The organism is Sphingobium sp. (genome assembly GCF_003248505.1).
GTDB lineage: Bacteria > Pseudomonadota > Alphaproteobacteria > Sphingomonadales > Sphingomonadaceae > Sphingobium.
The window spans coordinates 14,738-38,006 of the sequence record NZ_QFOA01000027.1; the positions used below are offsets into that span (position 1 = coordinate 14,738).

General features: G+C 56.5%; 24 protein-coding genes and 1 pseudogene. 12 read left to right on the forward strand and 13 right to left on the reverse strand.

Annotated elements, in window-relative coordinates; translation table 11 throughout:
* Positions 1-26 precede the first annotated feature (26 nt).
* A complete protein-coding gene (locus tag DI606_RS10465) occupies positions 27-1,025 on the forward strand; it encodes an iron ABC transporter permease (RefSeq protein WP_293982470.1) in 999 nt (332 codons plus the stop codon).
* Positions 1,019-1,795, forward strand: coding sequence for an ABC transporter ATP-binding protein (locus DI606_RS10470; protein ID WP_293982472.1), 777 nt, complete (start codon positions 1,019-1,021; stop codon positions 1,793-1,795). The genes DI606_RS10465 and DI606_RS10470 overlap by 7 nt, the downstream gene beginning before the upstream one ends.
* Here DI606_RS10470 and DI606_RS10475 read toward each other — a convergent pair.
* Positions 1,792-3,000 carry a penicillin-binding protein activator gene (locus tag DI606_RS10475; RefSeq protein WP_293982475.1) on the reverse strand — a complete coding sequence of 403 codons (1,209 nt, stop codon included), beginning with the start codon at positions 2,998-3,000 and terminating at the stop codon, positions 1,792-1,794. The two genes, DI606_RS10470 and DI606_RS10475, sit on opposite strands and share 4 nt — an antisense overlap.
* A gap of 11 nt (positions 3,001-3,011) precedes the next feature.
* Here DI606_RS10475 and rsmI point away from each other — a divergent pair, with 11 nt between their 5' ends.
* The 4 genes from rsmI to DI606_RS10495 all read left to right on the forward strand — a co-directional run bounded on the left by rsmI (position 3,012) and on the right by DI606_RS10495 (position 5,964).
* Complete coding sequence (rsmI, locus tag DI606_RS10480) at positions 3,012-3,848, forward strand: 16S rRNA (cytidine(1402)-2'-O)-methyltransferase (RefSeq protein ID WP_293982478.1); 837 nt, start codon at positions 3,012-3,014, stop codon at positions 3,846-3,848.
* On the forward strand, positions 3,845-4,198 hold the full coding sequence (locus DI606_RS10485) for a YraN family protein (RefSeq protein ID WP_293982481.1): 354 nt from the start codon (positions 3,845-3,847) through the stop codon (positions 4,196-4,198). The genes rsmI and DI606_RS10485 overlap by 4 nt, the downstream gene beginning before the upstream one ends.
* A gap of 39 nt (positions 4,199-4,237) precedes the next feature.
* Positions 4,238-5,212, forward strand: a complete 975-nt coding sequence (gene gshB, locus DI606_RS10490) for a glutathione synthase (protein ID WP_293982484.1) — start codon at positions 4,238-4,240, stop codon at positions 5,210-5,212.
* Positions 5,213-5,289: 77 nt separating this feature from the next.
* Positions 5,290-5,964: a DedA family protein gene (locus tag DI606_RS10495; RefSeq protein WP_293982487.1), complete on the forward strand. Its 675-nt coding sequence runs from the start codon at positions 5,290-5,292 to the stop codon at positions 5,962-5,964.
* Positions 5,965-6,251: 287 nt separating this feature from the next.
* Here DI606_RS10495 and DI606_RS10500 read toward each other — a convergent pair whose 3' ends face one another.
* Complete coding sequence (locus DI606_RS10500; protein WP_367119472.1) at positions 6,252-6,443, reverse strand: DUF6771 family protein; 192 nt, start codon at positions 6,441-6,443, stop codon at positions 6,252-6,254.
* 98 nt (positions 6,444-6,541) lie between these two features.
* Between DI606_RS10500 and DI606_RS10505 the strand changes: the two genes are divergently transcribed.
* Positions 6,542-7,018 carry a hypothetical protein gene (locus DI606_RS10505; RefSeq protein WP_293982494.1) on the forward strand — a complete coding sequence of 159 codons (477 nt, stop codon included), beginning with the start codon at positions 6,542-6,544 and terminating at the stop codon, positions 7,016-7,018.
* Between the two features lie 325 nt (positions 7,019-7,343).
* On the opposite strand, the gene DI606_RS10510 is transcribed toward DI606_RS10505, so the two are convergent.
* Genes DI606_RS10510 through DI606_RS10520 form a run of 3 tightly spaced genes read right to left on the reverse strand, consistent with a single transcriptional unit; the run spans position 7,344 to position 8,595 of the window.
* The gene (locus DI606_RS10510) at positions 7,344-7,727 is read right to left on the reverse strand and encodes a hypothetical protein (protein ID WP_293982497.1); all 384 of its coding nucleotides are present in this window, start codon (positions 7,725-7,727) and stop codon (positions 7,344-7,346) included.
* Positions 7,728-7,748: 21 nt separating this feature from the next.
* Positions 7,749-7,916: a hypothetical protein gene (locus tag DI606_RS10515; protein WP_293982500.1), complete on the reverse strand. Its 168-nt coding sequence runs from the start codon at positions 7,914-7,916 to the stop codon at positions 7,749-7,751.
* 10 nt (positions 7,917-7,926) lie between these two features.
* Positions 7,927-8,595 carry a hypothetical protein gene (locus DI606_RS10520; protein WP_293982503.1) on the reverse strand — a complete coding sequence of 223 codons (669 nt, stop codon included), beginning with the start codon at positions 8,593-8,595 and terminating at the stop codon, positions 7,927-7,929.
* Positions 8,596-8,683: 88 nt separating this feature from the next.
* Here DI606_RS10520 and DI606_RS10525 point away from each other — a divergent pair, with 88 nt between their 5' ends.
* Positions 8,684-9,112, forward strand: a complete 429-nt coding sequence (locus DI606_RS10525) for a D-Ala-D-Ala carboxypeptidase family metallohydrolase (RefSeq protein ID WP_293982506.1) — start codon at positions 8,684-8,686, stop codon at positions 9,110-9,112.
* A gap of 110 nt (positions 9,113-9,222) precedes the next feature.
* Here the strand turns inward: DI606_RS10525 and DI606_RS10530 are convergent, their stop codons facing one another.
* On the reverse strand, positions 9,223-9,954 hold the full coding sequence (locus tag DI606_RS10530; RefSeq protein ID WP_293982509.1) for a hypothetical protein: 732 nt from the start codon (positions 9,952-9,954) through the stop codon (positions 9,223-9,225).
* Positions 9,955-10,783: 829 nt separating this feature from the next.
* Between DI606_RS10530 and DI606_RS10535 the strand changes: the two genes are divergently transcribed.
* The 4 genes from DI606_RS10535 to DI606_RS10550 all read left to right on the forward strand — a co-directional run bounded on the left by DI606_RS10535 (position 10,784) and on the right by DI606_RS10550 (position 13,490).
* Positions 10,784-11,104, forward strand: a complete 321-nt coding sequence (locus DI606_RS10535; protein ID WP_293982512.1) for a hypothetical protein — start codon at positions 10,784-10,786, stop codon at positions 11,102-11,104.
* On the forward strand, positions 11,101-12,687 hold the full coding sequence (locus DI606_RS10540) for a hypothetical protein (protein ID WP_293982514.1): 1,587 nt from the start codon (positions 11,101-11,103) through the stop codon (positions 12,685-12,687). The genes DI606_RS10535 and DI606_RS10540 overlap by 4 nt, the downstream gene beginning before the upstream one ends.
* Positions 12,688-12,738: 51 nt before the next feature.
* Positions 12,739-13,185 (forward strand): hypothetical protein, encoded by a 447-nt coding sequence (locus DI606_RS10545; protein ID WP_293982517.1) that lies wholly within the window; start codon positions 12,739-12,741, stop codon positions 13,183-13,185.
* 62 nt (positions 13,186-13,247) lie between these two features.
* The gene (locus DI606_RS10550; RefSeq protein WP_293982520.1) at positions 13,248-13,490 is read left to right on the forward strand and encodes a hypothetical protein; all 243 of its coding nucleotides are present in this window, start codon (positions 13,248-13,250) and stop codon (positions 13,488-13,490) included.
* Positions 13,491-13,531: 41 nt separating this feature from the next.
* Here DI606_RS10550 and DI606_RS10555 read toward each other — a convergent pair whose 3' ends face one another.
* The 7 genes and pseudogenes from DI606_RS10555 to DI606_RS10585 all read right to left on the reverse strand — a co-directional run.
* Positions 13,532-13,897, reverse strand: coding sequence for a hypothetical protein (locus DI606_RS10555; protein ID WP_293982523.1), 366 nt, complete (start codon positions 13,895-13,897; stop codon positions 13,532-13,534).
* A 341-nt stretch (positions 13,898-14,238) separates the two neighbouring features.
* Entirely contained in the window at positions 14,239-14,502 is a 264-nt protein-coding gene (locus DI606_RS10560; RefSeq protein WP_293982526.1) for a hypothetical protein, read from the reverse strand.
* Positions 14,499-14,921 (reverse strand): hypothetical protein, encoded by a 423-nt coding sequence (locus DI606_RS10565; protein ID WP_293982529.1) that lies wholly within the window; start codon positions 14,919-14,921, stop codon positions 14,499-14,501. Before DI606_RS10565 ends, DI606_RS10560 begins: the two co-directional genes overlap by 4 nt.
* A 43-nt stretch (positions 14,922-14,964) precedes the next feature.
* Positions 14,965-21,024: a hypothetical protein gene (locus tag DI606_RS10570; protein WP_293982532.1), complete on the reverse strand. Its 6,060-nt coding sequence runs from the start codon at positions 21,022-21,024 to the stop codon at positions 14,965-14,967.
* A gap of 28 nt (positions 21,025-21,052) precedes the next feature.
* A complete protein-coding gene (locus DI606_RS10575) occupies positions 21,053-21,817 on the reverse strand; it encodes a hypothetical protein (protein WP_293982534.1) in 765 nt (254 codons plus the stop codon).
* Positions 21,817-22,164 carry a hypothetical protein gene (locus DI606_RS10580; RefSeq protein ID WP_293982536.1) on the reverse strand — a complete coding sequence of 116 codons (348 nt, stop codon included), beginning with the start codon at positions 22,162-22,164 and terminating at the stop codon, positions 21,817-21,819. The genes DI606_RS10575 and DI606_RS10580 overlap by 1 nt, the downstream gene beginning before the upstream one ends.
* Positions 22,165-22,182: 18 nt before the next feature.
* A pseudogene (locus DI606_RS10585) lies at positions 22,183-23,269 on the reverse strand (hypothetical protein); the annotation flags it as partial.

The following is a 23,269-nucleotide window of genomic DNA, read 5'->3' on the forward strand; positions in this document are numbered from 1 at the left end:
AGCCATCCCGCGCGCAGAGGCAAGGCATGACCCGCGCCCGCCGCCACCCCCTGCTGGTCCCGGGCCTGCTGCTGCTGCTTGTCGCCGCCGCGCTCGGATCGGTCGCGCTCGGAACCGTGTCGCTTTCCCCTGCGCGTGTGCTGGCCGCACTCACCGGCGGGGGAGACGTCGTCGCGCGCACCATCGTGCTCGACCTTCGCCTGCCGCGCATGGCGCTCAGCCTCGTCGTCGGCGCGATGCTGGGCCTGTCGGGTGCGGCGCTTCAGGGCTATCTGCGCAATCCGCTTGCCGAACCCGCTGTGCTCGGCGCATCCAATGCCGCCGCGCTGGGGGCAGTCGTCGCGCTTTATTTCGGCTGGAGCCTCGTCCATCCGCTCGCCCTGCCCCTGCTTGCCATCGGCAGCGCGCTGCTTGCCATCGGTCTCCTCTTCCTGCTCGCCGGACGCGCGGAAAGCCCGCTGACGCTGATCCTCGCGGGGATAGCGGTCGGCACCCTTGCCGGCGCGGGGATCAGCCTCGCGCTCAATTTGTCGCCCAATCCCTTCGCCGCGATGGAGATCATGAGCTGGTTGATGGGCAGCCTCGAAAACCGGGGCGTCGACCATGTCATGATCGCGCTGCCATGTGTCGCCATCGGTGTCGCGCTTCTGATCGCCGACGCGCGGGCGCTCGACGCGCTGAGCCTGGGCGAGGAGGGCGCGCAGGCGCTCGGCGTCGATCTGTCGCGCCTGCGCCTGCGGTTGATGCTGGGGGTTGCCATCGGCGTCGGTGGCGCTGTCGCCGTATCGGGCGCCATCGGCTTCGTCGGCCTCATCGTCCCCCATCTGGTAAGGCCGCTGACCGACCGGTCGCCCTCCGCCATCCTGCTCCCTTCGTTGCTCGGGGGAGCGGTACTGTTGACCCTCGCCGACATCGGCGTACGCCTCATCCCCACGACCGGCGAGTTGAAGCTCGGCGTCGTCACGGCGCTGTTCGGCGTTCCGGTCTTCCTCGTCCATCTGATGCGGGAGCGGCGCTTATGGTGAGCATCGCCACGCAATCCCTGTCCGTCCGGCTTGGCCACCATGTCGCGGTCGATAGCGTCGATCTGGCGCTGGAGTCTGGCGAGTTGGTCGGCATCGTTGGCCCCAACGGTGCGGGCAAATCCACCCTGATCCGCGCGCTGCTGGGCCTTGTCCGGCCTGCCGGAGGGCGCGTCCTCGTCGACGGGCGGGACGCAGCGCGGCTCGACCGGCGGACGATGGCGCGAACCGTCGCCTATCTGCCGCAGGGCCAGACGCTGCACTGGCCGCTCGGTGTCGAACGGCTCGTGGCACTGGGTCGCCTGCCGCATCTGGGGCCGCTTTCGCGCCTTACGCCCGACGATGAAGCGGCGGTCGAACAAGCGATGGCCCGCGCCGACGTGCTGCACCTGCGCCACCGCATCGCGACCGAATTGTCGGGGGGAGAGCGCGCTCGCGTCCTCCTTGCCCGCGCATTGGCGGTCGGCGCACGCGCCCTCATCGCCGATGAACCGCTTGCCTCGCTCGACCCCGGCCACCAGATCGACGTCATGGCGCTGCTGAACGCGCAGGCACAGGACGGCGCATTGGTCGTCACGGTGCTGCACGACCTTGCCATGGCGGCGCGCTGGTGCGACCGGCTGGTCCTGATGGACCGGGGTTCACTGGTGGCGGAGGGCGCGCCGCTCGATGTGCTGACGGCAGAGCGGCTGGCCCAGGTCTACGGCATCTCCGCCCGGATCGAGCGGGGCGACGGCATCCCGCTCATCCTTCCCACCGGGCGCGTGCGTTAATCGCCGAAGCCGCGCGGCGCGGCATCGACCACGCCCGCGCCGACTTCGTTCACGTCCAGTGCGCGTTCGGCAACGCCGCTGCGGTTGAAGCGGAACGCGCCGTCGATCCCCGAAAAGCCGCCCTCATCGCGCAACCGCGCGGCGGGGAAGGGGCTGCCGGGCTTCCAGTCCTGCGCGATTCGCACGGTCAGCAGCACCGAATCATAACCCAGCGACGACAGGCGATAGGGCGCGCTGCCGAACCGCGTGCGATATTTGGTGGCGAGCTGTCGATACAGTGCGTCCGACACGCTCGCGAACCACGCTCCGCGCAGCACCGGATTGGCGGCGAGCGCGGTGTCCGCGTTCCACAATTCGGTACCCAGCAGCCGCGCCGATGCCCCCCCGTTCTTGCGCACCAGCGGCGCGATCTGGATCGCCACCCGCCCGCTGTCCGCGATCAGCAACGCGTCGTAGCTGGAGGAAGCCTGCAACGCCTTCACCGCTACCGCCATGGACGCGGGCGACCGGTCGAACGTCTGCATCGACACGACCGTTCCGCCCGCCTGTTCGACGGCGCGGAGCATCGCGTTTCCTGCCCGTTCGCCATAGGTGCCGCGCGGCACCAGCGCGCCGAAGCGCGACAGGCCCTTGCTCTTCGCGAAATCGACGACCCGCTCGATCGACTGGCCGGGATTATAGCCCATGACGTAGACGCCGCTGCCGGCCGCGCTCACATCGTTGGAAAAGCTGATGACGGGGACGTTCGCCCGCGCCGCGATCGGGCCGACGATCCGCGCATCTTCCGCCAGCAACGGCCCCAGAATCAGGCGGTTGCCTTCTGCCAGCGCCTTGTTCACCGCCGCTGCCGCGCCCAGCGCCGTGTCGTAAGTGGTGATACGCACCTTGTCGGTCTTGGTGTCCAGCAGCGCCAACGTCGTCGCGTTCGCGATCGAATGGCCGACGCCCGCGTTCGTGCCGCTCATCGGCACCAGCAGGGCGACGCGATGCCGGGCCGTGTCGGTCGGCAGGCCCTGCACCACGTCGGGTGTCGTCGGCCGCGTGGGAGTGGGCGGCGTCGCGGGAGCCTTGCCCTTCGGCACGATGGACTGGCAGGCGGCGAGGAACAGTGCGCTCGCAACGAAGGCGATCCGCGCCCCACGTTTCGCGGCGGCGAGCGGGTTGGCGAGCCGTGGGGCTTGCCGGGCGGCATCCGTCTCTGTCATCTGGCGTCCTTATGGAAACTGAACCTCTTGAGCCCGGGCTTTACATCGTCGCGGGGCCGATCGGCAACCTTGGAGACCTGACGCCGCGCGCAGCCGACATTCTGCGCCGGGCCGATGTGGTCGCTGTGGAGGATACGCGGGTGAGCGCGCGGCTGCTGCGCCATGCCGGGTCCGACCGGCCCATGGTCCCCTATCACGACCACAGCGCCGATCATGTGCGCCAGCGGCTGGTCGAACGGATGGGGCAGGAGGCCGTTGCGCTCCTTTCCGATGCGGGCACGCCCCTCATATCCGATCCGGGCTACAAGCTGGTGCGCGACGCGCGCGCGGCGGGGCGGCCGGTGACGACGCTGCCCGGCCCCAGCGCCGTGATCGCCGCGCTCACATTGTCGGGCCTGCCGACCGACCGTTTCCTCTTCATGGGCTTCCTGCCCGCCAAGGCCAAGGCGCGGGGCGACGCGCTGGACGAAGTCGCCGCCTTGCGCGCCACGCTCGCCTTCTACGAAAGCGGCCCGCGCCTGTCCGACAGCCTCGCCGCGATGGCCGCGCATCTGGGCGATCGCGAAGCGGCGGTCAGCCGCGAAATCAGCAAGGCGTTCGAAGAAACCGCCACCGGAACGCTCACCGCTTTGTCCGCTCGCTACGCCGATGCGCCGCCCAAGGGGGAAATCGTCGTGATCGTCGGGCCACCGGGCGAAGCGCCCCCAGCCAGCGCAGAGGACGCCGACGCAGCGCTGCGCGAAGCGCTCACCCGCCTTCCGGTATCGAAAGCGGCAGGCGAAGTCGCCAAGAAGCTCGGTCTCGACCGCCGCGCGCTCTACGACCGGGCGATGGAACTCAAGGCATGAGGAGACAGGCCGCCGAAAAACGCGGGCGGCAGGCGGAGCGGATCGCGGCATGGTGGCTGCGGCTCAAGGGCTGGGACATCGTCGGTCGCCGTCTGCGCACGCCTGCCGGCGAAGTCGATCTCGTCGCCCGCCGCGACGCGATGCTCGCCTTTGTCGAGGTGAAGGCGCGCGCCAGCGCCGCCGAACTCGACCTTTCCATCGACGAACGCCGCCTTTCGCGCGTGGCCGCCGCCGCTGAAATCCTGTGGCACGATCTGGCCCAGCCGGGCGACGACATGCGAATCGATGTGATCCTCCTTGCGCCGGGCCACCCGCCGCGCCATCTGGCGAACGTCTGGCACGGGGGCTGATGCTGCGCCCCACCGCCCTTGCGAGGAAGAAGGACGCGCATGACCAACCTCAATCCCCTGACCGTCGCTGTGCAGATGGACCCGATGGAGGGTATCAACATCGCGGGCGATTCGACCTTCCACATCATGCTGGCGGGGCAGGCGCGGGGGCACCGTCTCTATCATTATCTCGCGCCCGACCTCACCTTCCGCGACGGGCGAGTGCTGGCGAAGGCGCGGCCCGTCGAGGTGCAGAAGATCCACGGCGACCATTTCGTCCATGGCCCCGAGGAACTGCTCGACCTTGGCCGCGACGTGGACGTGGTGCTGATGCGGCAGGACCCGCCCTTCGACCTCAGCTACATCACCGCCACGCATCTGCTCGAACGGGTGCGGGACGAAACGCTGGTGGTGAACGACCCGGCGAGCGTACGCAACGCGCCTGAAAAGCTGTTCGTGCTCGATTATGCCCGCTTCATGCCGCCGACGATGATCACCCGCGACCTTGCCGAAGTGCGCGCCTTCCTCGCCGAGCATGGCGAGATCGTGGTGAAGCCGCTCTACGGCAATGGCGGCGTCGCGGTATTCCATGTCGGCGCGAACGGCGCGAACCTCTCCTCGCTGGTCGAACTGTTCAAGGCGAGCTGGGTCGAACCCTTCATGGTGCAGGCGTTCATTCCGGGCGTCGCCGAAGGGGACAAGCGCATCGTTCTGGTGGACGGCGAAGTCGCAGGCGCGGTGAACCGCATTCCGGGCAAGGGCGAAATCCGCTCCAACCTTGCGGTGGGCGGTTCGGCCGCCAAGACGCAACTGACGGACAAGGAACGCGAAATCTGTGCTGCGCTGGGGCCTGAACTGAAACGCCGGGGATTGCTGTTCGTCGGCATCGACGTGATCGGCGGCGAATGGCTGACCGAAATCAACGTCACGTCGCCCACCGGCATCGTGTCGATCGAGACGTTCGACGGCACCGACACGGGCGGTCTCATCTGGGACGCGATCGACACCCGGCTGGCGGAGCGTGCTGCATCCTGACTGAACGGAGCGGCGCGTGGCGCGTTGGGCGGGTTTGATCCTTCGACAAAGGTCCGCCCCCCAATGAGCATTTCCCTATGACCGACTGGGTGCTGCAGCTGATCGACGCGGGTGGCTATTGGGGCATCGCGTTCCTCATGGTGCTCGAAAATGTGTTTCCGCCGATCCCGTCCGAACTCATCATGGGCATCGGCGGCATCCGCGTGGGGCAGGGGCGCATGGCGATGGAATGGTTACTGCTCGCGGGCACGGTCGGCACCACCGTCGGCAATTATTTCTGGTATCTCGTCGGTCATTTCCTGGGCTTCGAACGGCTAAAGCCACTGGTCGACCGCTATGGGCGCTGGGCGACGCTGGAATGGAAGGACGTGGAGGCGCTCGACCGGTTGTTCGGCAAATATGGCCAGATCGTCGTCTTCGTCTTCCGGTTCCTGCCCGCTTTCCGCACCATGGTATCCCTGCCGGCGGGCCTGTTCAGGATGGGGCATGTGCGCTTCCAAGCCCGCACGGATGTAAAGGGAAGGGCGCTCCATTTCCTCAATACGCACGGGCGGTTTTTGCTGTTTACGGCGGCGGGCGCGCTGATCTGGAACATCATTCTTGCCTATGCCGGGTATTTCCTCGGCAAGCGGGTGACCGAGATCGACAGGTATCTTGGGCCGATCACAACCGTCTGTATCGCTTTGTGCGTCATCGGCTATGTTTATCGGCTCCTGACATGGAAGCCTAAATCTAACCCCGGAGCCGCCTAATCAAACGCCGCCACTGATCCTCATTTTCGGGCAAATATCTAGGTGCGTTATGTGGATCGCCGCTCGGCCTGATCTTGGTCGGTCGGCGTTTGCATCGGACACAATATAGCCGCTGCGCTACGTCTCTGATGCTGGTGCGCCAGCATTTCGCGATGAAATACCGATACAGCCTCGCACTGTCGATGACACTGTGCCGCTGGCAATGACCGCACATCACGCAGAGGTTGGCTTCTCGTCGCGTAAAGTCGGACAGGTCCGTCCACTTCCGATTACCCAAATGTCCCACATCACAGCGAGAACGTCATCTGACGAGCATCGGGGATCGGCTGTTGCTTGTCCCAAGCTGCTAGGATGCTCTGTGCCAGTTCGAGCGCCGCGTTCTCTCGCAAGCGTTCGTTCGGTGCGGTCAGTGCCACTCTTGCCCATCCGGGAGCGTGAAGGAGGCTCTGCGCTAGCCATAGGGAATCAGGCTGGTTCATAGGAACGGTATAGGGAACATAACGGGAACATGACAAGAGGCTTGCGGTAAATGGCGTGGGCGATATGGCTTGCTATGAACATAGATTCAGGGGCGACGATGCGGTTCAAGACACCAGTTTGGATGCTGATGACGGCGTTGATGATCGACGGCGCAGCGGTCAGGGCGCAATCCACCAACGAAAAAGACTATATTGTGCCGGTATATTCCGGCCCACGCGCAAAACCGGATTTTGCGCGTAGCGGACCCAAATTCAGCAGATTTCGCACCGCCATCACAGATGGCTTTAAGTCTAACGAGATTGCTGCTGGCCACTACACCATTATCACGATCGGCTGTGGCACAGGCTGTACATTCAATGTCGTTGGTGACGTACAAACAGGCGAATTATTTGAGTTTCCCATCGGCGGCGAGTTTTACCAGAGCCTGGAAATCATAACGAGGTCAAACAGCCGGCTTATGGTCGCACGTTGGGGTGCCAGCTACGATAACGAGTGTACAGGACGCATCTATGCGCTCCAAGGAACGAAATTCACGCAGATCGGCAAGGACAGGCGCAAAGGGTCAAACTGTTAGTCGGATGCGCACGAGAAAGCCCGCCGGTTTCCCGACGAGCTTCATGTGACCCCCGGCGCACCGGCATGTGTGGAATTCAACCACCGTTCCTTACCAAACCTCGGTCAGCGAGCAGGAATTGAACCTGCGTTAGCTCTACGATGAGGCCTCGAACCTCATTTCTTCGGCCAAATGGCCGCTATCTTGTCCATTAAACGACGTAGAATATGTGTGTCGGACTGGATCTAGGCAGCTTCGAACTGTCCCGCGTCCTCTATGTGGAATAGGCCCAACCATCCGACACACATATTTATAACACCAGCAACCGAAGCTGCCGGGTCCGTGTTTAGATGCTTCGATAGCCTTTCGCGTGGCTCGTCATGATCGTCGCAATATGAGCATTCGCCTGTGATTGAGCCTGAGAAGCGAAACCCATTGGCGAGCAGCCAATAGTGCCGGTAGTCTGGATGGTCCAACCTGCATCGCGAGCCTCACGATCACCCATTTCCTCATGGGCCTGCATCTTCGCCTGAACGACCGGCATACCAGTGTGAATGTGTTTGCGTAGCGTGACATCAAGTAGATCGCGGCGCTTGATGGCCTCAATGTGCTGCATTTTCAGTTTGCGAAGCTGCTCTTGTAGAGCTTCTTCCTCGTCCTGAATGGCAGTCAGTTCCACACTCGTAGCACGGATTTCCTCAAATAGTTTGTCGATAGCATTGTCTGCCATTCGTATGTTCTCCTCTGTGGTTTAGTTGGGCTTATGGGCATCAATCGCTTTATCGAGCAGTGCCAGAGCCTCTTCGATCTTTCGAGCCAACGGACAATGTATGTCCTTGCTCAACAGCACTGTTATGTCATCGCGCATGGTCGCTTGTGCTTCTTCCACGTTTAGTGTGGTTCCTTCTACCTCAATCATCGTCTCCCCCTTAGAACATGAACAAGCCGGTTTCGTCGGCCTGCAATTTCGGTTGTGGTGCTGCGCCTTCTTGCATCAATCTCGCATTGGTCCAGACGCCTTTGTTCTCTTCCAAGTAAGAATCTGGATCGAGAAATGTCCGGTCCTCATCATGCAGAACGACCTTGGGCATACTGCATACCTGCAAGAATGGCGCGAACAAGAATGTGCTGGAAAAGTCACCCTTGCTATGCTGACCGACGCCAAACTGTTCGCTTAGAAGCGATGCAATTCGAGTGTATTCCTTTGGGCATGTGATGGGCTTGGCAAGTGGTGTCAGGACAACAAGGCGCTCTTGTGGTCGCTTGCTGTTAATCTCATCCTGTGAATGGATGACATAGTGGATATGTGGAAAAGTCTCTTGTGCCTCGGCAATCTCGTTTGCGAGGCTATAAGGGAACTCCAACGGGATCGCTGTGATTTCCAGAATGTCTGCCTTAGTGTGGTTTCGAGCATAACTCGCAAAAGACCAGTAGAACTCGTCCTTTTCGTCGCGGCAGTATTGAATAAGGTCGCGTAGTGCATCCTCCATTTTTTCTGCTGCCGTGATGCCATAAACCGAACCAGTGAAGCTGAGCTTTTTGAGAGCTTTCTTGGTTCGCAGTTTGAACAGTGATAACTTGAGTGTGGGGTCAATCATCGCTTCTCTCTCCGATGTTTTCTCTTCCACACATATTTAGTCGAGAAAGCTCAGAAAGGCGGTTTAAGGCAGTTCTGATAACTACGGGATGACCAACTTAACTCCACACTTCACGCTGGCTGAAATGACCGTAACGACAACGGGTCTGGCCAATACTCCCAACAAGCAACAGCTTGCCAATCTCACCGCGACGGCACAGGCCATGGAAGCTGTCAGGGCCGTGCTGAGCAAGCCCATTCGAGTGACAAGCGGCTTTCGTAGCGCAGCGGTCAATCGCGCAGTCGGCGGCAAACCAACATCGGCACATGCCCTTGGCTATGCGGTCGATTTCGTGTGTCCCGGCTTTGGCGATCCTATGACGATCTGCAAGGCGCTCGTCGCTGCTGGCATCAAGTTCGATCAGTTGATTATGGAAAAGAATTCCTGGGTCCATATCAGCTTTGACCCTCGTATGCGTGGGCAAGTCCTGAGCATGTGGAATGGCAATTACACCAGTGGCCTGCGCTCCAAGCCATAAATACGAATGTCCCCGCGAAAGGACATTCAATCAGGGTTGCTCACCCTATTACATTGAACGAAGAAACCCCCGGTCAAATTAATGGCCGGGGGTTTTGCTCTTATGTCCTTTTATGCAGCTTTCTTGCCCAGCTTGTAAAAGAGGCTGTCTGCTTCTTTGGCTTCCACCTTTTCCACATTCATGACCTCCAACGTGCCGCCGACAATCCGGCCCCAGAGCATCACAACAGAGCCGTCCTCATGGTTGAGAGCGTCATCGAAGTGAGCAACAGGCTGCGCGTTTCGTCCCTTCTCGCGAACGGTTTCGATACGCTTTGCCTGTGCGTCAGTCTTGTTCTCATCCCGGTCCTTCCCCTCGATGCCGTCCAGCGCATTGCCGAACGCCGCGTCAGAGAAGTTCCGAATGAAGTCCTGAACGCTGCCGTGAATTCGCCCTTCACGCTTTGCCTTCAAGAGAAAGCGCACATGATTGGCATACTTCTCGGCACTCCGGTAACTGAAGTCCCACTTTCCGTCCTTATGTTCCGCAAAAACGGCCTTAACGAACTTCGGGTAAGGGTTCGGGTTCGGGTTCTTGTCAGTCGGTGCCGGTGGGACGATACCACGTTCCGCGAGGAACGAGTTATAGCCCGCAGACGGCTTTTCGACTTTCAAGTCCTCTGCCAGTTTAACCAGACCTGCAACCAGATCGTAGGTGTGATCCCGCGACTTGGCTTGCAGCAACACAATCTGACGATTGAGTTCCGTGATCTGTTTGTTGTCCTCGGTAGTGCCTTTGTCCACATCGGCCTTAACGGCTTCCTTGAACTTAGACACCAGAGCTTCAACTGCATTCTTGTCCATTACGTCTGTCATGTTTGGTCCTTTCACCAACGAGTAGTGAAGCAGCCTGACGCGCCATTACTGACGCAACTCTCCACTTTCAGCGTATAGTGAGGCCGAAACCTCGTCGGCCTGAGACATGGTCACAGGTCGTGGGACTAACCGCTGCGCTGGTCTGCAAAGGACAAAAATGTCCAGAACATCGCCGGATTTGCACCCGACTGATAACCCGCAAGTTCGAGGACATAACAGATTGAAAGAGCCCCCGGTTTTTACGCCGGTCACTCGGCCTAGCAATCAAGAGGTAAAAATCCCGTTAATCCGGGGAGATAACCGAACCCGCGCAGCGCAGAGCGCGCCACACAAGAAGTGAGGTCAGATCGAACAGGGAAGCAACTTAACCCACCTACCTGACCAACCCATACCCGATCTTACTTCCAATAAGTCCTTTCTCTTTCTCTCTAATATAGCACTGCGACATTTGGCTTTCAAAAGCCATTCTGGTCCAAAAACCGCTGTTTTCTGCGGTTTTCTAGCGCACTGCGACATGGCTTCTAGCATACTGCGACATGGGTTTAGCGCACTGCGACATGGCTTCTAGCATACTGCGACATTCCGTTAACGAGTATGAGATACAAAGGTTTTCGTATGGCAAGAAAAGAAGTTAAATGAATAATGACAGCCGCTTAACTCACCTGTTATTGTGAAAATAGATAAATAGAAATGAAGGAAGCAGACCGCCAAATGCTGCCACCTTCGGCAGTGGTCTGCTTCGCATTTCCCATAAAGAAGTTCGTCCACTGTGTGTTCTTGGCGGTCCACACAGTGGACTTTTTTATGGAGACTTCAAATGAACAACAAACGACGCAAAAACCTTTATACTGCTATTAAGGCAATTGAGGCATATACAGAAGACCGCTCACTGACCAAGCGCCTTGAAGAAGCTGATTTGCTGGTCAGCGCAGCACTCGCCGAAGAGCAGGACTACTTCGATGTTATGCCCGAAGGGCTACAGTCGGGCGAACGTGGCACGACCGCAGAAGCTGCCATTGACGAACTCACAGAAGCACAGAACCTAATCTCCAACCTCGTGAACCAGACGGCGCTGATTGCGGATGTTTCCGATGACATCGTGGAACACATCACCAACGCGATTGAAGGTGTGGCATGAGCAAGGAATACTACTCCGACGAAGCTGTGAAAGCGCAGCATGTCTTGAACAAGGCCGCTACTGAAATTGCCATCCCAAAGGCGTTCAAGGATCGCTTTCCAGACCTGAGCATCAAAGATCAGGAGAAGCACTTTAACAAGTATCTCGATGTAGTGTCGGGTGTGCTTTGGAAGTCTCTTCCATATCTTAAGGACGGGTCACAAACCCATGTTTCAACCGGCGGCTTGTATGACGATTGCAGGCACTTCCAATACAAGAATGGTCGCTATTCGATTTGGAAATGCTTCAAGGACATCTATCCGATGTTCATCGTTCTTGAGAAGGGAAGCAATCTCAAGATCGCAGACAGCCCATTTGAAAAGAACACAAAAGTCCAGATTGTAAACGAGAGGCTTATTAAGATGCTCCTGAATGAACGTGCGCCGAAGAGTGTTTTCTATGAACTGTTTGGCGAAAACGAGGACGCATCTGATCCGAAGTATGAACGCCTTGAAATCGACATGGATAATTTGCAGCGATATATCGACAACACGGAATATGAAATCAGCAGGACTGACGCCGAGCAGACTGCTCTACAGGCGAAACTCCGCAAGGGGCTGTATCAGGCGCAGTTGGTCCATAAAGTCGGCGCGCACACCGAAGCCGCACACGGATATGCGTTCTTGCCGATGCTGCCCAGCCCAAGCTCATTCGGTCGCATCTATTACAAGGGCTTGAATATCCAGAACGTGACCAAGCAGGTTCGTAGCGCAATCATCGGAGAGCATTTCCAGTATGATATGAACGCAGCGGTCTATGCCGTTAAGCTGGCCATCTACAACATGATAAACGCCGGCGAAAACGAACTGATCCAGACCCGCAAAGGCACCTACACGCGCGAATATCTCAATGAAAAGAACGCTATTCGCCAGCGTCTTGCAAGGGAATGCTTTGAGGGCGTTGGGGTCGATCACAAGTTCGCAGTTGATCGTATCAAGCAGGCTCTAACGGCCATCGGGTTCGGCGCGAAGACGACGACTGGCTTCTGGTTCGACGGGAACGACCAGAAGGGAACTGCGCTAACCGATATATTGAAAAGCCCGGTCGTGCGCGAGAGGTTCTTGTCTGATCCGTGGGTTGAAGCGTTCCTGAGTGAGCAGTCGGTGATTGAGGCTGAAATCCTCGACAGCATCAAGGCCGGGTCCGACTTTGACGAAATCGCACAAGTAGTGAGGGAAAAGAACGGGGCAAATGGCAGGGTCACTAATCCCTTGCTGCTGGCATACACCTACCAGCAGAACGAGACGTTCCTGATGGATGTCGCAATCGAGATTCTGGCGCAATACGGCATCCCTGTTGTGGCCCGTATCCACGATGCTTTCGTGACCAGCGCAGCGGTCCCTACGAAGGTCATGGATGAGATCATTATGGAATGGTCGCGTTTTAGCAGCCACATCACACTTGATTGCGAAAAGGTGCAGGCTTGGAGGCCGGTTGATGTGAAGATCGCGCTAGTCGAGCATGACGCAAATGTCGAAGCGCACAGAAAGCATATCGCCCTTGAAGAGCGCAAGGCCCGCATTCACAGCCTGCGCGCAAACTGAACAAACGAAACTCCACAGAACAGGACATAAGGAGCCTATAATGACGACTTAATGGCCGAATTTGAGAGTAAGCGATCAACAATCTGCCCAGTCATTGTTAATCCAGAGCATAACGCCTACCATATCGTAAACATGCGGCACTATCTAAGCCGCGCCAACAATAAGGAGCAAAATATGCCCAATGCACGACAAGTCCTGTTTCCCTACGGTATGGCGAAGAACGATGATGGCAGTTGGTCGTTTTTCAACCGCAAATACAAAGCCGTTGGTATCCACGGCGACGATTGGTCCGACTGGAGCGATCCCAAGCACAAGCTGCGCTTGAAGGGGCTAGGTCCAGCAACTCTGAAAAAGCTGGACATTGACGGCACAGGAACTTGCGACCGCATCTTTTTCTACAATGATGCGACCAACCCAGAACGCTCGGCTGAAAACCGAAATGCCTATTTCGAGAAGCTGGCAATCCTCATTAATCTGAAAGAGGATTTGAGGCGCTGATACGCCCATTGTGCTGGCTGACATTCTTCCTATCTTGGTGACGGCAGAAAAGGGAGCAGGCGATGGCGATTATTCACGACACGATCAAAATACCGGCAGGCGGCGTAATGCCGACGTTGGGCATGTTAATGGGTGACCATACCTCGAGGCAGGAGCATTCTGATCTGATTGATGAGAATGGCGATGTGCGCGGTGGTTCGCTGTTTGGTGCCGAAGGCGACAAAATGCGCGAGGACTTTGTAAAGCGCCATATTGATCCATTGAACCGGACGGCATATCATTTGAAGCGCGGTTCCGAAAAATAAGCAGCAAAGCGAAAGCCCCGGTCAATCCGGGGCTTTTCCCATTAGTGCTTCGGGATGGAAATGCTGCGCTCGATCGTCGTTTCGGTTTTGACGACCGGCGGTTTCTTCACAGCCTGTAGCTGTAGCCCTAGCGCCCCTACGATGCCCAACAGCGCGCCTAACGCGAACTTAGCAGCATTAGCTGCCCAAGCTGCGCTCTTAAGGCCGCCATGCGCCTCAGAGCGCGCCGTTTTTAAATCCTCAACATCGGTGACGACCTTCCTGAACTGGTCGCGCAGAACTCCGCTTTCCTTGCGGTCAGCTTCCAATTCTCCGACACGCATACTCAGGTCTTTAATCTCGGCGGTGTTCGTGGCTGTCTGGGTCAACAGGCTGTCTAGCTTGCCGTCCATCTTGCCCAACATCATGAGAATGTCAGGCGACAGTGTTGCTTCCGATTTTGTAGACATTAGCTGCCTGCCAGTTTGTCGCCAATCGCAATGCCGATTGCAACAAGAGTGCCGGGTAGGCCATAACGAACAAGTCGAGTAGCAACGACGCTACGAACAGCAGGAACAGTCCAAGCGACTGTTAGGACATGCCATGCACCAAGGGCGATGGACTTGAAAAGTGACTGCTTAGTTGGAGCAGTGGTGGCGTCGGTAGCATCAGACATGGGAGTAGCACCTCAATACAGGTTAGTAGTTCTGTATTTAAGCGGATGCCTGCTTGTCATGGTGAAGCCGGGAAACGATGTTCCCGGCTTATTTTATTCGGCTTCTTTTTCGTTCCAATTAGCAATGATGCTTTCAAGTCTGGTCTTTTCCACTTCAAGTAGGGTCGCACTACCAAGGAAGTTGGTAATCTGCATATCAACAGTCTGATAGGTGGCATTGTCTAGCGAAGTGTTACTGCGCGAAGTGCGGGTCTCTTCCTCAAGTGCTTTGATGTTTGCGATAAGGGCCACGATGTAGTCGAGGCTGGCTTCAACAGTTTCACGAAGGGTGAGATTTGGATAGTCGTAGTTTGTCATGGCGTCTCCACAATTTCGGGTTCAATATATTCGCTCTCAGGCGCGATCTCTGCCAAGATCGCATCCGCACTCTCATGCACATGAAGCGATACTGGACCAGCAGCGGTAGTTAGCGTTGTGCGAACAAGCGTCATTCCATCATCAAGTTCGATGGCATGTGCGATGTGATGTGCAGCAAGCGAGAACTTCTTGCCGTCCTTGCCGGTTAGCTGCATCCTGTCCGCTGGCAGCTTGCGGGTAATAGTCGCGAACTGATCCTGCAATACGGCGCTTTTTGTCTCGCCATCGAGTGTGAGCCATACGCCAGATACTGCTTTTTCGTTTGCTTCCTCGGTGGTGAAACTCTCAACAATCTGGATGGCGCTGGTGTTGACGAGAACACTCTTTCCGTTGTCCAGAGTTAGTTTAATCATGTTCATGGGGTTTCCTCCTCTCCATATTTAGTTGAAGAGCAGGGCTTCGTTATTCTACCGTGTTAATGCCGATGCGTTGATCAGCGGTTCCGGACGGCGTGAAGTTACGCTGGATTGTTGCAGTCATCGTTCGCTGCATTGTAGAGCGGTCTGGATCCGTCCATGTGATGGACTTGCTGTAGAGGTAGGTGTAGCGGATATAACCCGGTTGATTGTCAACCGGTTCTGGACGAGTGCCTTCTATAGAGATCGATCCCGCACAGCCGCCTTCTGCTGCAACCTGACCGCCGTTACGATTTAAGTAGAGCGCAAATGCGTTGCCATCTTTGTTGTCCGTCTTGGAACCAAAGTGGCCACCCTGATTGCTGCCGGTGATGTTGTAGCCGTTTGCTTGGAGGTTCTGGATCGCGGCATCATAGTTGGATCGGCCCTGCGCCGTCGCTGGATAAGATGCCGTATCCGTAGAGTTCCAACTCCAGCTTGCGGCGACGACAATCTGGCCACCATTTGAGCCAAAGGGGCCAACCGAGGTCGAGGCATTTGCAGCAAGAATTGACGTGCTGTTCGAATTGCGAAGTGTGCCAGCCAGCAATGCGCCACCGAAATACATGCTGCCATCGACGCGGAGATATTCCTTTGCGTTGCTTTCCTGACAGTTGTTGAGGTCCGAAAAATATGGACCGGACCAACGGAGGAAACGATTGCCGTTTCCGAAAGGCGCGCCCCAAATGCTCATCCAGCTTTGACCGTCCGTAGCGAGCCAGTAGCCGTTGCGGTATTCCGTTCGCGCACCGCCATTCGGGTTTTCAATCGTCAGATAGTCGCCACGGATTTTGACGCCGCCGCTCGTTGGCGAGCCGTTGATTTCTAGGCCGGTCCAACGCCCACCAGCATCGACGCCGACGGTGTATTTGCCTGCCAGAGTGGCAACCTGGCCATTGATGGTGGTGATCGCGGTGGAATGCTGGCCAACTGTCACGCCCTGCGTGGATACGGTCTGCGACAACGAGGCATACTGCTGATTGACCGATGACAGTGTGTCGAACGCCTGCACGATGGTGGCGTCCGCCGAGTATGGTGTTGCGACCTGTCCACGTTCCAGCTTGACCTGACGAACGTGCATACTGTTGCTGACACCGTTGGCTTTATACCAGACCACGCGGGCCGACACAGTTACGGTGCCTTCCGGGGCAAATGCCGTCACCTGTAGCGCCCGACGACCTGAGCCGTTCGCCGCGAAGTTATTGCCCTGAGGACGAGAAGGGCCACCAGAAGTGGAAATCGCATTACCGCTGGAATTCCACCAAACCAACTCTAGATATGATACACCATTACCATTTGTTATAAAATGGCCAACGTCGGCTGTCAGCGTATACCAGTCTCGTTCGATATTGACCCTATTGCTCTCGATGTAGGTGTAGGAGCCATCGGGGACATTATTGTTGGTGCCTGCATATGGTCCCCAAGTATCGGTGCCGCCATTGACAAAGAATGTAGTTCCAACGGGCGTCCAGTAGGACATGTCACGCATTTCAAAGCCGCCGTTACGAAGCAGATTGCGACTACCGGCGGTGACTTGCGTCGTGAGCGTCGAAGTGCTGCCTTGTAGATTTGTGATCGCGGTTGCTTGATTGTTGATCGTCGCACCCTGCGTCGATACAGTGCTAGTCAGCGATGCAAGACTTGAGTTGGTTGAGGCAATCGCTGAGAAAGACTGATTTACAGTCGCTTCCATCGAATAGGCTGTAGCAACCGTTCCGACTTCTAGTTTCGCTTGACGGAATGCTGCTGAGTTGATGCTAACTCCGTCAGGAGTATAGAACACAACCGTTGCGCGAACATGCGTTGTTCCAGACGGCGCAGCGGCAGTGGTGCATTTGGCAGCTACTCGTGTCGCAACATCGTTAACAAAGCCCCTATTTCCTGCTAGTTCAGGACCGTTGGCACTGGCGAGGACGTTGCCTGCATTGTCTTCGTAGCGAACTTCAAGATAGCTCTTGCCACCAGCGCCACTAAAATAGACATCAAGGCCGCAAGTGAAAGTGCTCTGGACGCCCGCTGAGAACGGAACGCGAGTGTGTCGAAGATGATAGTATTTGGTGCCCGCCGAACCTGCGTTAGAGACATAGATATAGTTCCCCCACAGATTTGATCCATTGGTCCAGCCCCAATTGCCATAACCTACCTCCCAAAGGCTCAACCCGTTTTCACCAGATCCATTGGCGATCAGGTTTGGATTACCGGCTCGTAGTTCGTTAGTAAGGGAGGCGATTTGCCCTGACTGGTTGGATTGGGTGGTTTGCAATGAAGTAATGCTGGAACCCTGAGCCGACACAGTAGACGACAATGAGGACACAGTGCCGTTAAGCGAAGTGTAGGAGGATTGCAGCGAGTTGATGCTACCGCCCTGCGAAGACACCGTAGTGGACAGGCTTGCGAAGCTGCCGTTCAAATCTGCATAAGCAGTGTAAGCCTGTTGAGCAGAGGCTTCACCGGAGTATGGTGTGGCAATGCCACCAAACTCGAACTTGACCTGTCTCCAACTAATGAGTGTAACTGTGCCGCCACTTGCCGAACACACTAGTCGGACACGAGCAGTTGACGCACCAGCAGGACTGGTAACAGTCATTCTGTTTGTGTTGCGCTGGCTTGAGTTGGATGTAAAAGAAGTATTGGTTGGCATGAGCGGGCCGCTTGGGCTGGAGATCACGCCGCCTGAGCTATTGAACCAAACAATTTCAAAATAGCAGTATGGCGACCCACTACTGGATCGTAGTTCGCACTCACCCGACAAAGTGTAGACGTTGTTTTCTGCAACGCCGATGGGACTGCCTTGAAGATAGGCGTAGACATTACCGCTGAATGGCGCTGTCAGGGCAGCATAGTTGCCCCACGTCCAGACATTGCGGAACCAACTCTCGTTGTTTGAGCCATATCGTTCCCAGCCATCTAGTCCGTTCTCAAAGCCGCCGTTCTTGAGGAGGTTTGGGCTAGAAGAAGCAGTCACTAGAGTGTTGAGACTGCTAACGCTTCCTTCTAGGGAAGTGATCGCAGTGCTGTTGGAACTGATCGTCGCGCCTTGCGTCGAAACTGTCTGTTGAAGGCCACTGATCTGACCAGCCTGAGTAGACGAACTCTGCTGTAGTGTCGATACACTGCCGTTAAGGCTATTGACGTTCGTTTGAAGTGAACTGATCGAGCCATTCGCGCTCGTCATGCTCGATTGAAGACTGGTAACGCTGCCTTCTGTTGAAGTGACGCGTGTATTAAGGCTGGAATAGCTGGTGTTCAGCGTGGAGATGGCCGAGAAGGTCTGAATTGCCGACGCTTCTGCGCTATAGGCCGTCGCATTAGGACCAGCTTCCACCTTGACTTGGCGGAACGCGCCGACATTTGCGCCAGTGACATTGCTGAGAATTAGTCGAGCAACAGCCTTTGTCGCACCCGATGGTGCCGTAGCAGTCGCCTTGTAGGCTTTGCGGTTGGTTCCATCATTGCTGAACTGAGTGCCGGGGTTGACAGGGTTCTGCGGGCCGTCGAGAACTAGCTGGTCCGCTGCGTTATAGAACAGCATGTCAACATATGCCGACCCAGACGTTGCAAAGAATGCGATGTCTGCCGAGATCGTGTAGGTAGTTCCGGCATCAACAGGAAACTGGTCGCTTGCAAGAACCTGAGTTCCGTTCTGGCTGTTGCCTGCGTAGCGACCCCAAGTGCCGTTATTCGCGCTAACTGCCCAGTTAGAGCCATTCCATCCTGCAAAACCGTTCTCGAAACCACCGTTTTTAAGGAGGTTCGGATTGCCCGCGAGGATGCGGGTATCAAGTGTCGCGATATTGCCCTGAGCATTGGTCATGCTCGTTTGCAGGGTGGTGATCGACGCGCCCTGAGAGTTCACATCTGTGCGGAGTGTCGCGATGTTCGACGTTGCACTACTGAGCGCGCCGGACATGACTGCAACCGAAGCGCCGGGTGAGCCAGACTGATAGGGAAGAGGGCTTACTTGGTTTTGCGCCGTCTTCATCAACTGCGGCTTAAGGAACCAAGCCCAGCTATCGGATTGACCGTTGTCAGTGCCCCATTTGCGAAGGTAGACTCTTACCGAGACTGCATTACCGGGGGCCTGCGCTTTAACGGCAACGCGCTTGAAGTCTGCGTATGTCTTGCCGCCACCAAAAGCACTTTGGCTGGGTGTATTAGGAGTAGGGGAAACGACAGCGCCGGTGCTATCTAGCCACTGCAAATAGAACTGCGTCGAGCAACGATGGCTCGCATACCAAGTCGATAGTTCATACCACTGGCTTGGTTCGATTGGGACGACTTGTGTCCAGTCGCCTTGTCCCGTGGTCGTCGCGTTAGTTTGGTTGATGACGAGGGTATTGGTGCCGGGAATGACCCAATCGGCAGATGGGATATTTCGGCCTGTGACCGTTGCCCCGGCCCATGCTCCAGAATAGACCCATCCAGCAGTATCAACATCGAAGTCGGTATTTTGGAGGAGGTTGCCACCAGCAGCGGCCAGAACCTGTTTTGTGAGAGTGATGTCGGCCTGTGCAGCCGTCATCGAACTCTGCAAGTTACCGATGTTTGACTTGGCGGTAGATAGATCACCCGTCAGCGTTGTGACGCTGTTGTTTAAGTTGCTCGTAGTGCTTTGAAGGCCACTGATGTTGCCCTTTGCAGTTTCGACTTCTGCGTCTAGATCATTGAAGCTGTTCTTGAGATTGGTAACGTCGGTCTGCGTATCGGTTTTGATTTGGTCGATAGTTGCCTTCGCATTGGCGATGTCCGCTTGAAGCGTGGACGACTTAATGACATTGCCCTGAGCATCCTTGACCGCGCCAACGGCAATGTCTGCTGTCGCTTGTGCGGCGTCGGCTGCATCTTGGGCCGCATCAGCCGAACCCTGAGCCGCTTGAGCCGCAAGGGCAGCGTTTTCGGCCTGCTGGGCCAGCTCGTTGACAATGGGAGAGGCTTCGCTGTCCGAGTGGACGCCCCAACAACGCTGGAAGCCGTAACTGACCTTCTTGATCGGCGGCTTGGTTGGCTCTTCTTTCCAGTGGAGCAAGATCGGGAATGTCGATCGATCGCTGTTGAGCGCAATGGCCGTCTTCGCGGAAGCGTAGAACCTGCTGCACTGCCAGACGCCATTCTTGTCGGCGTAGAGGATACAGCCTGCCTGCTTGAACAGGCTTTGGAGAGCCTCAAGGGCTTCGACCTGGCTCGTTACATAGAGATTGGTCTGGACCGACGAGACAGCAGCGAAACTGCCGATCTTGCCGCTAGGGACGCCAGCCGCGAGCAGCATTGCAGTTGCGATGTCGGACAGCATCGTGCCACCGGGCATCGTCACATCAGCGGTGATCTTGGGCGTCGGGGTGCCGCCAAAGCGGAACATGCCTTCCGCCAAGCAGGTCGCATATTCGCCCGGCACCAGCGGCAACGCGATCAGGTCGGCATAGGATGCCGTATTGCCCTTGTTCTGATCCGCTTCTAGCGGAAGGCCATATTCGTAGGGCTGGATGGCCGAGACAGCGCCATAGCCATGAACCTGATAGACGAGGTTTACAGGATCGAGTTCGACCGGCTCAACGGAAAGCGGAGTGCCAAAGCATCGTGGCTTGAGGTTGCCTTTGAAGCCCAGCGGGCCTTCTGCGCCACCAATGCCTGCATATGTCTTGCTCAGCAGCTTGGAGGTTAGATCGGCTTCTGGACCGAGCAGTCGAACGGTAACTTGATTGCCGTCGCGCTCTAGGTTTGTGGTGCGGCCTTCGCCGAGTAAAGTGTAGCTGGCGAAGTCTGTGCCATTCTCGCCAAACCAAGCACGGTAGAAAGCGCCATTCCAGACATAGCTAGACCAGACATGATTGGTGAAGTCGTTGGAGCAGAAGAAACTAATCTCACCGCGTTCGATCTTTAGATCGCCAAGCAATCCATCGGATGACAAGTCCATGCCAAAATCGGGCATGGAAGTGATGCAGGGAAGCCAAGTCTGACCATTAGCGGTCGTGGCGTTCTTATCCGCGCTGATCGAAGTCAGTCGCAGCGTTGTGGGGGTGGAGCCGTTAAGCGGTGTGACTTCAAAGAGTAGATTATAGTTCTTCGCCATGCTCGTATTTATTGAGCATGGCTAGAGCTTATATTTCGCGGACGTAGAGTTCCAATTTGTAGAAGTCGGAACTAACCGGACTGCCTTTTGCCGCACTCATAATGCGACCGAACACCGCTTCGCTTTGCAGATATGCGCTGGCATTGTCGGGAACGAACAACACGGCCTTTTTATTTCCCACATCTCGCAAAAAGGGAAACCAGTTAAGCCAGTAGCTGACTTCTTTGATATAGCCGATTGTGAACTTCCACGAAGTCTTGGTATCGAAAGGATCGACGGCATCATAGCCGCGATAGGAAGTTGTCTGACTTGCATCTTCGAAAGTATGTTCGGCGTTGAGGTCGATGCCGTCTTCTTCGATGCGCTTGCCAACAACAAGGCGAGCAGCTTCCACATAGCCAGCCCCGTTGCCGGTGCTGGTAATGTCGATGCGGATAAACGTCTCGGTGCGCGGCGCACTAATAGTGAGCAGCGTAAGACTGCCTGCGCTATTACCGCCACCCGTAAATGCCGCGATGGTTCCGCTGTCATAGGTTGGGCTGGCAGTGGTATTCGCTGCCGACGACGCTGCACGAATGCGAACGGTGTCCGTGGCGCGGAGATTATGCTTCACAAGGGCAATTGTATCCCATGAGCCAGCACCAAGCTGGACGGTGATCTGCACTGATGTCAGGGTGCCTGAGCGCCAGACCATCGAGGGATGATCGAGATTGAGGTTCGTGGCCGGTGTATTGGAACCGGAAGTGGACGAGGTAACAGCGAAGTTACGAGGGGAGCAAACGACGACAGCCATTATCCGTGCAACCTCACTTCCGTGATGCCGTTATTCAGGGAAGAAGAGAAACTGATAACGCGACAGGTTCGAGCGTCGGTGCCGAAGTCCTTGAGGTTTGGAATATAGCGAGGCACATCGGACAAGAAATCATCCAGCGTGATAATTCCGTCGATCTTGACGGAGAAGAGGCGCGCCTTTTTGTTCTGGTCACGAATGAGCGTTGCAAGCTGGCTAGCGGTCGTTGGATCGACGTTCGCTGGAAACTCTTCCTCTCGTGCATTCTTGTCAGAGATAGAAGTGTCCTCTTTGATATCCCAACGATATTCCTTCTTGATGAAAGATGCTCTGTTTGCGTCAATGGTCATATGCTTAGTTATCCCCTCTTATTTGTATTGCAGCTTGCCGTTGACTGCGCTGTAGCTGGGCTTGCCGTTGATATAGGTCACTACGCCGCCAACACCGTTTGCCTTCAACTCCTGTAGGATTTGGGCAAGATAATCGCTTTGAACGCTCTGGTTAGCAGTGATTGCATTCGTCTGATTGTTGAGTGCAGCGGACATGTCCGTGCCATTGTTCACGCCATTAAGCGCGTTCTCCACGTTAGTGAGGAAGCCGCCGGTGGTGGACTTTAGGTCCGCAATGAGCGCCTGATACTCCTTGGAGTTGGTGCCGTAGATCGACTGTCCGTTGCCAAGGATTTTATCGACTAGCGTGCTATATGCACCCTGATCGACCTGCTTACCCGCGAGTGCATCGGCTTGATAGCTCTTGAACTTAGCCATGTCCTCGGTGAACATCGCCATAGCCGACTTTCCGCTGGCTTCACCGTTCAACTTGTCCAGAATATCGCGCAGACCGCTAGTCTGCTCTTTAATGATGTCCTGTAGCTTCAACGTGCGAAGCTGTTCTAGTTGGGCATATTCCTCGCTGGTTGCGCCAGCTTCACCAAATATCTTGGTGAGGTTCTTAAACTCCAGACCAAGAGCATCCAAGGCAGCGCCAACCGGATCAATGCGGCTCTTCAGGTCTTTGAAGACATTTTCGAATGTCAGAGCCTTTTGAAGCTGTGCCTCAATGTCGGTGCCGGCTTTCAACAGTGCGTTGGTTGATGCCTTTACGCCAGTAATTGCGCCATCGCTGATAGCGTCCGAGATAGCTGCGCGAAGTGCTGCTTCTGCGCCATCCTTGCCGAAGTCCTGAACATCGCCGCCCTTGAGTTTACCGGTCTTGCCGGAACCGCTGACACGCCACTTGCCCTTATACTGGCCCAGCGAAACGGTGTATTTGCCGACATCAGCACCAAGTTGCGAGGCGATATTGTCCAGCGTGGACATGATGCTGCTACCAGCAGCGGATGCGTTGTCCTTGTAAGTGTTGATTGCCGCTGAGAAGTGACCCGGGGAGGCCAGTAATTTCCACTGAGAAGTGACCCATGTTTGAACACGTCCCTTAGCTTTGAGCGGGGGACCA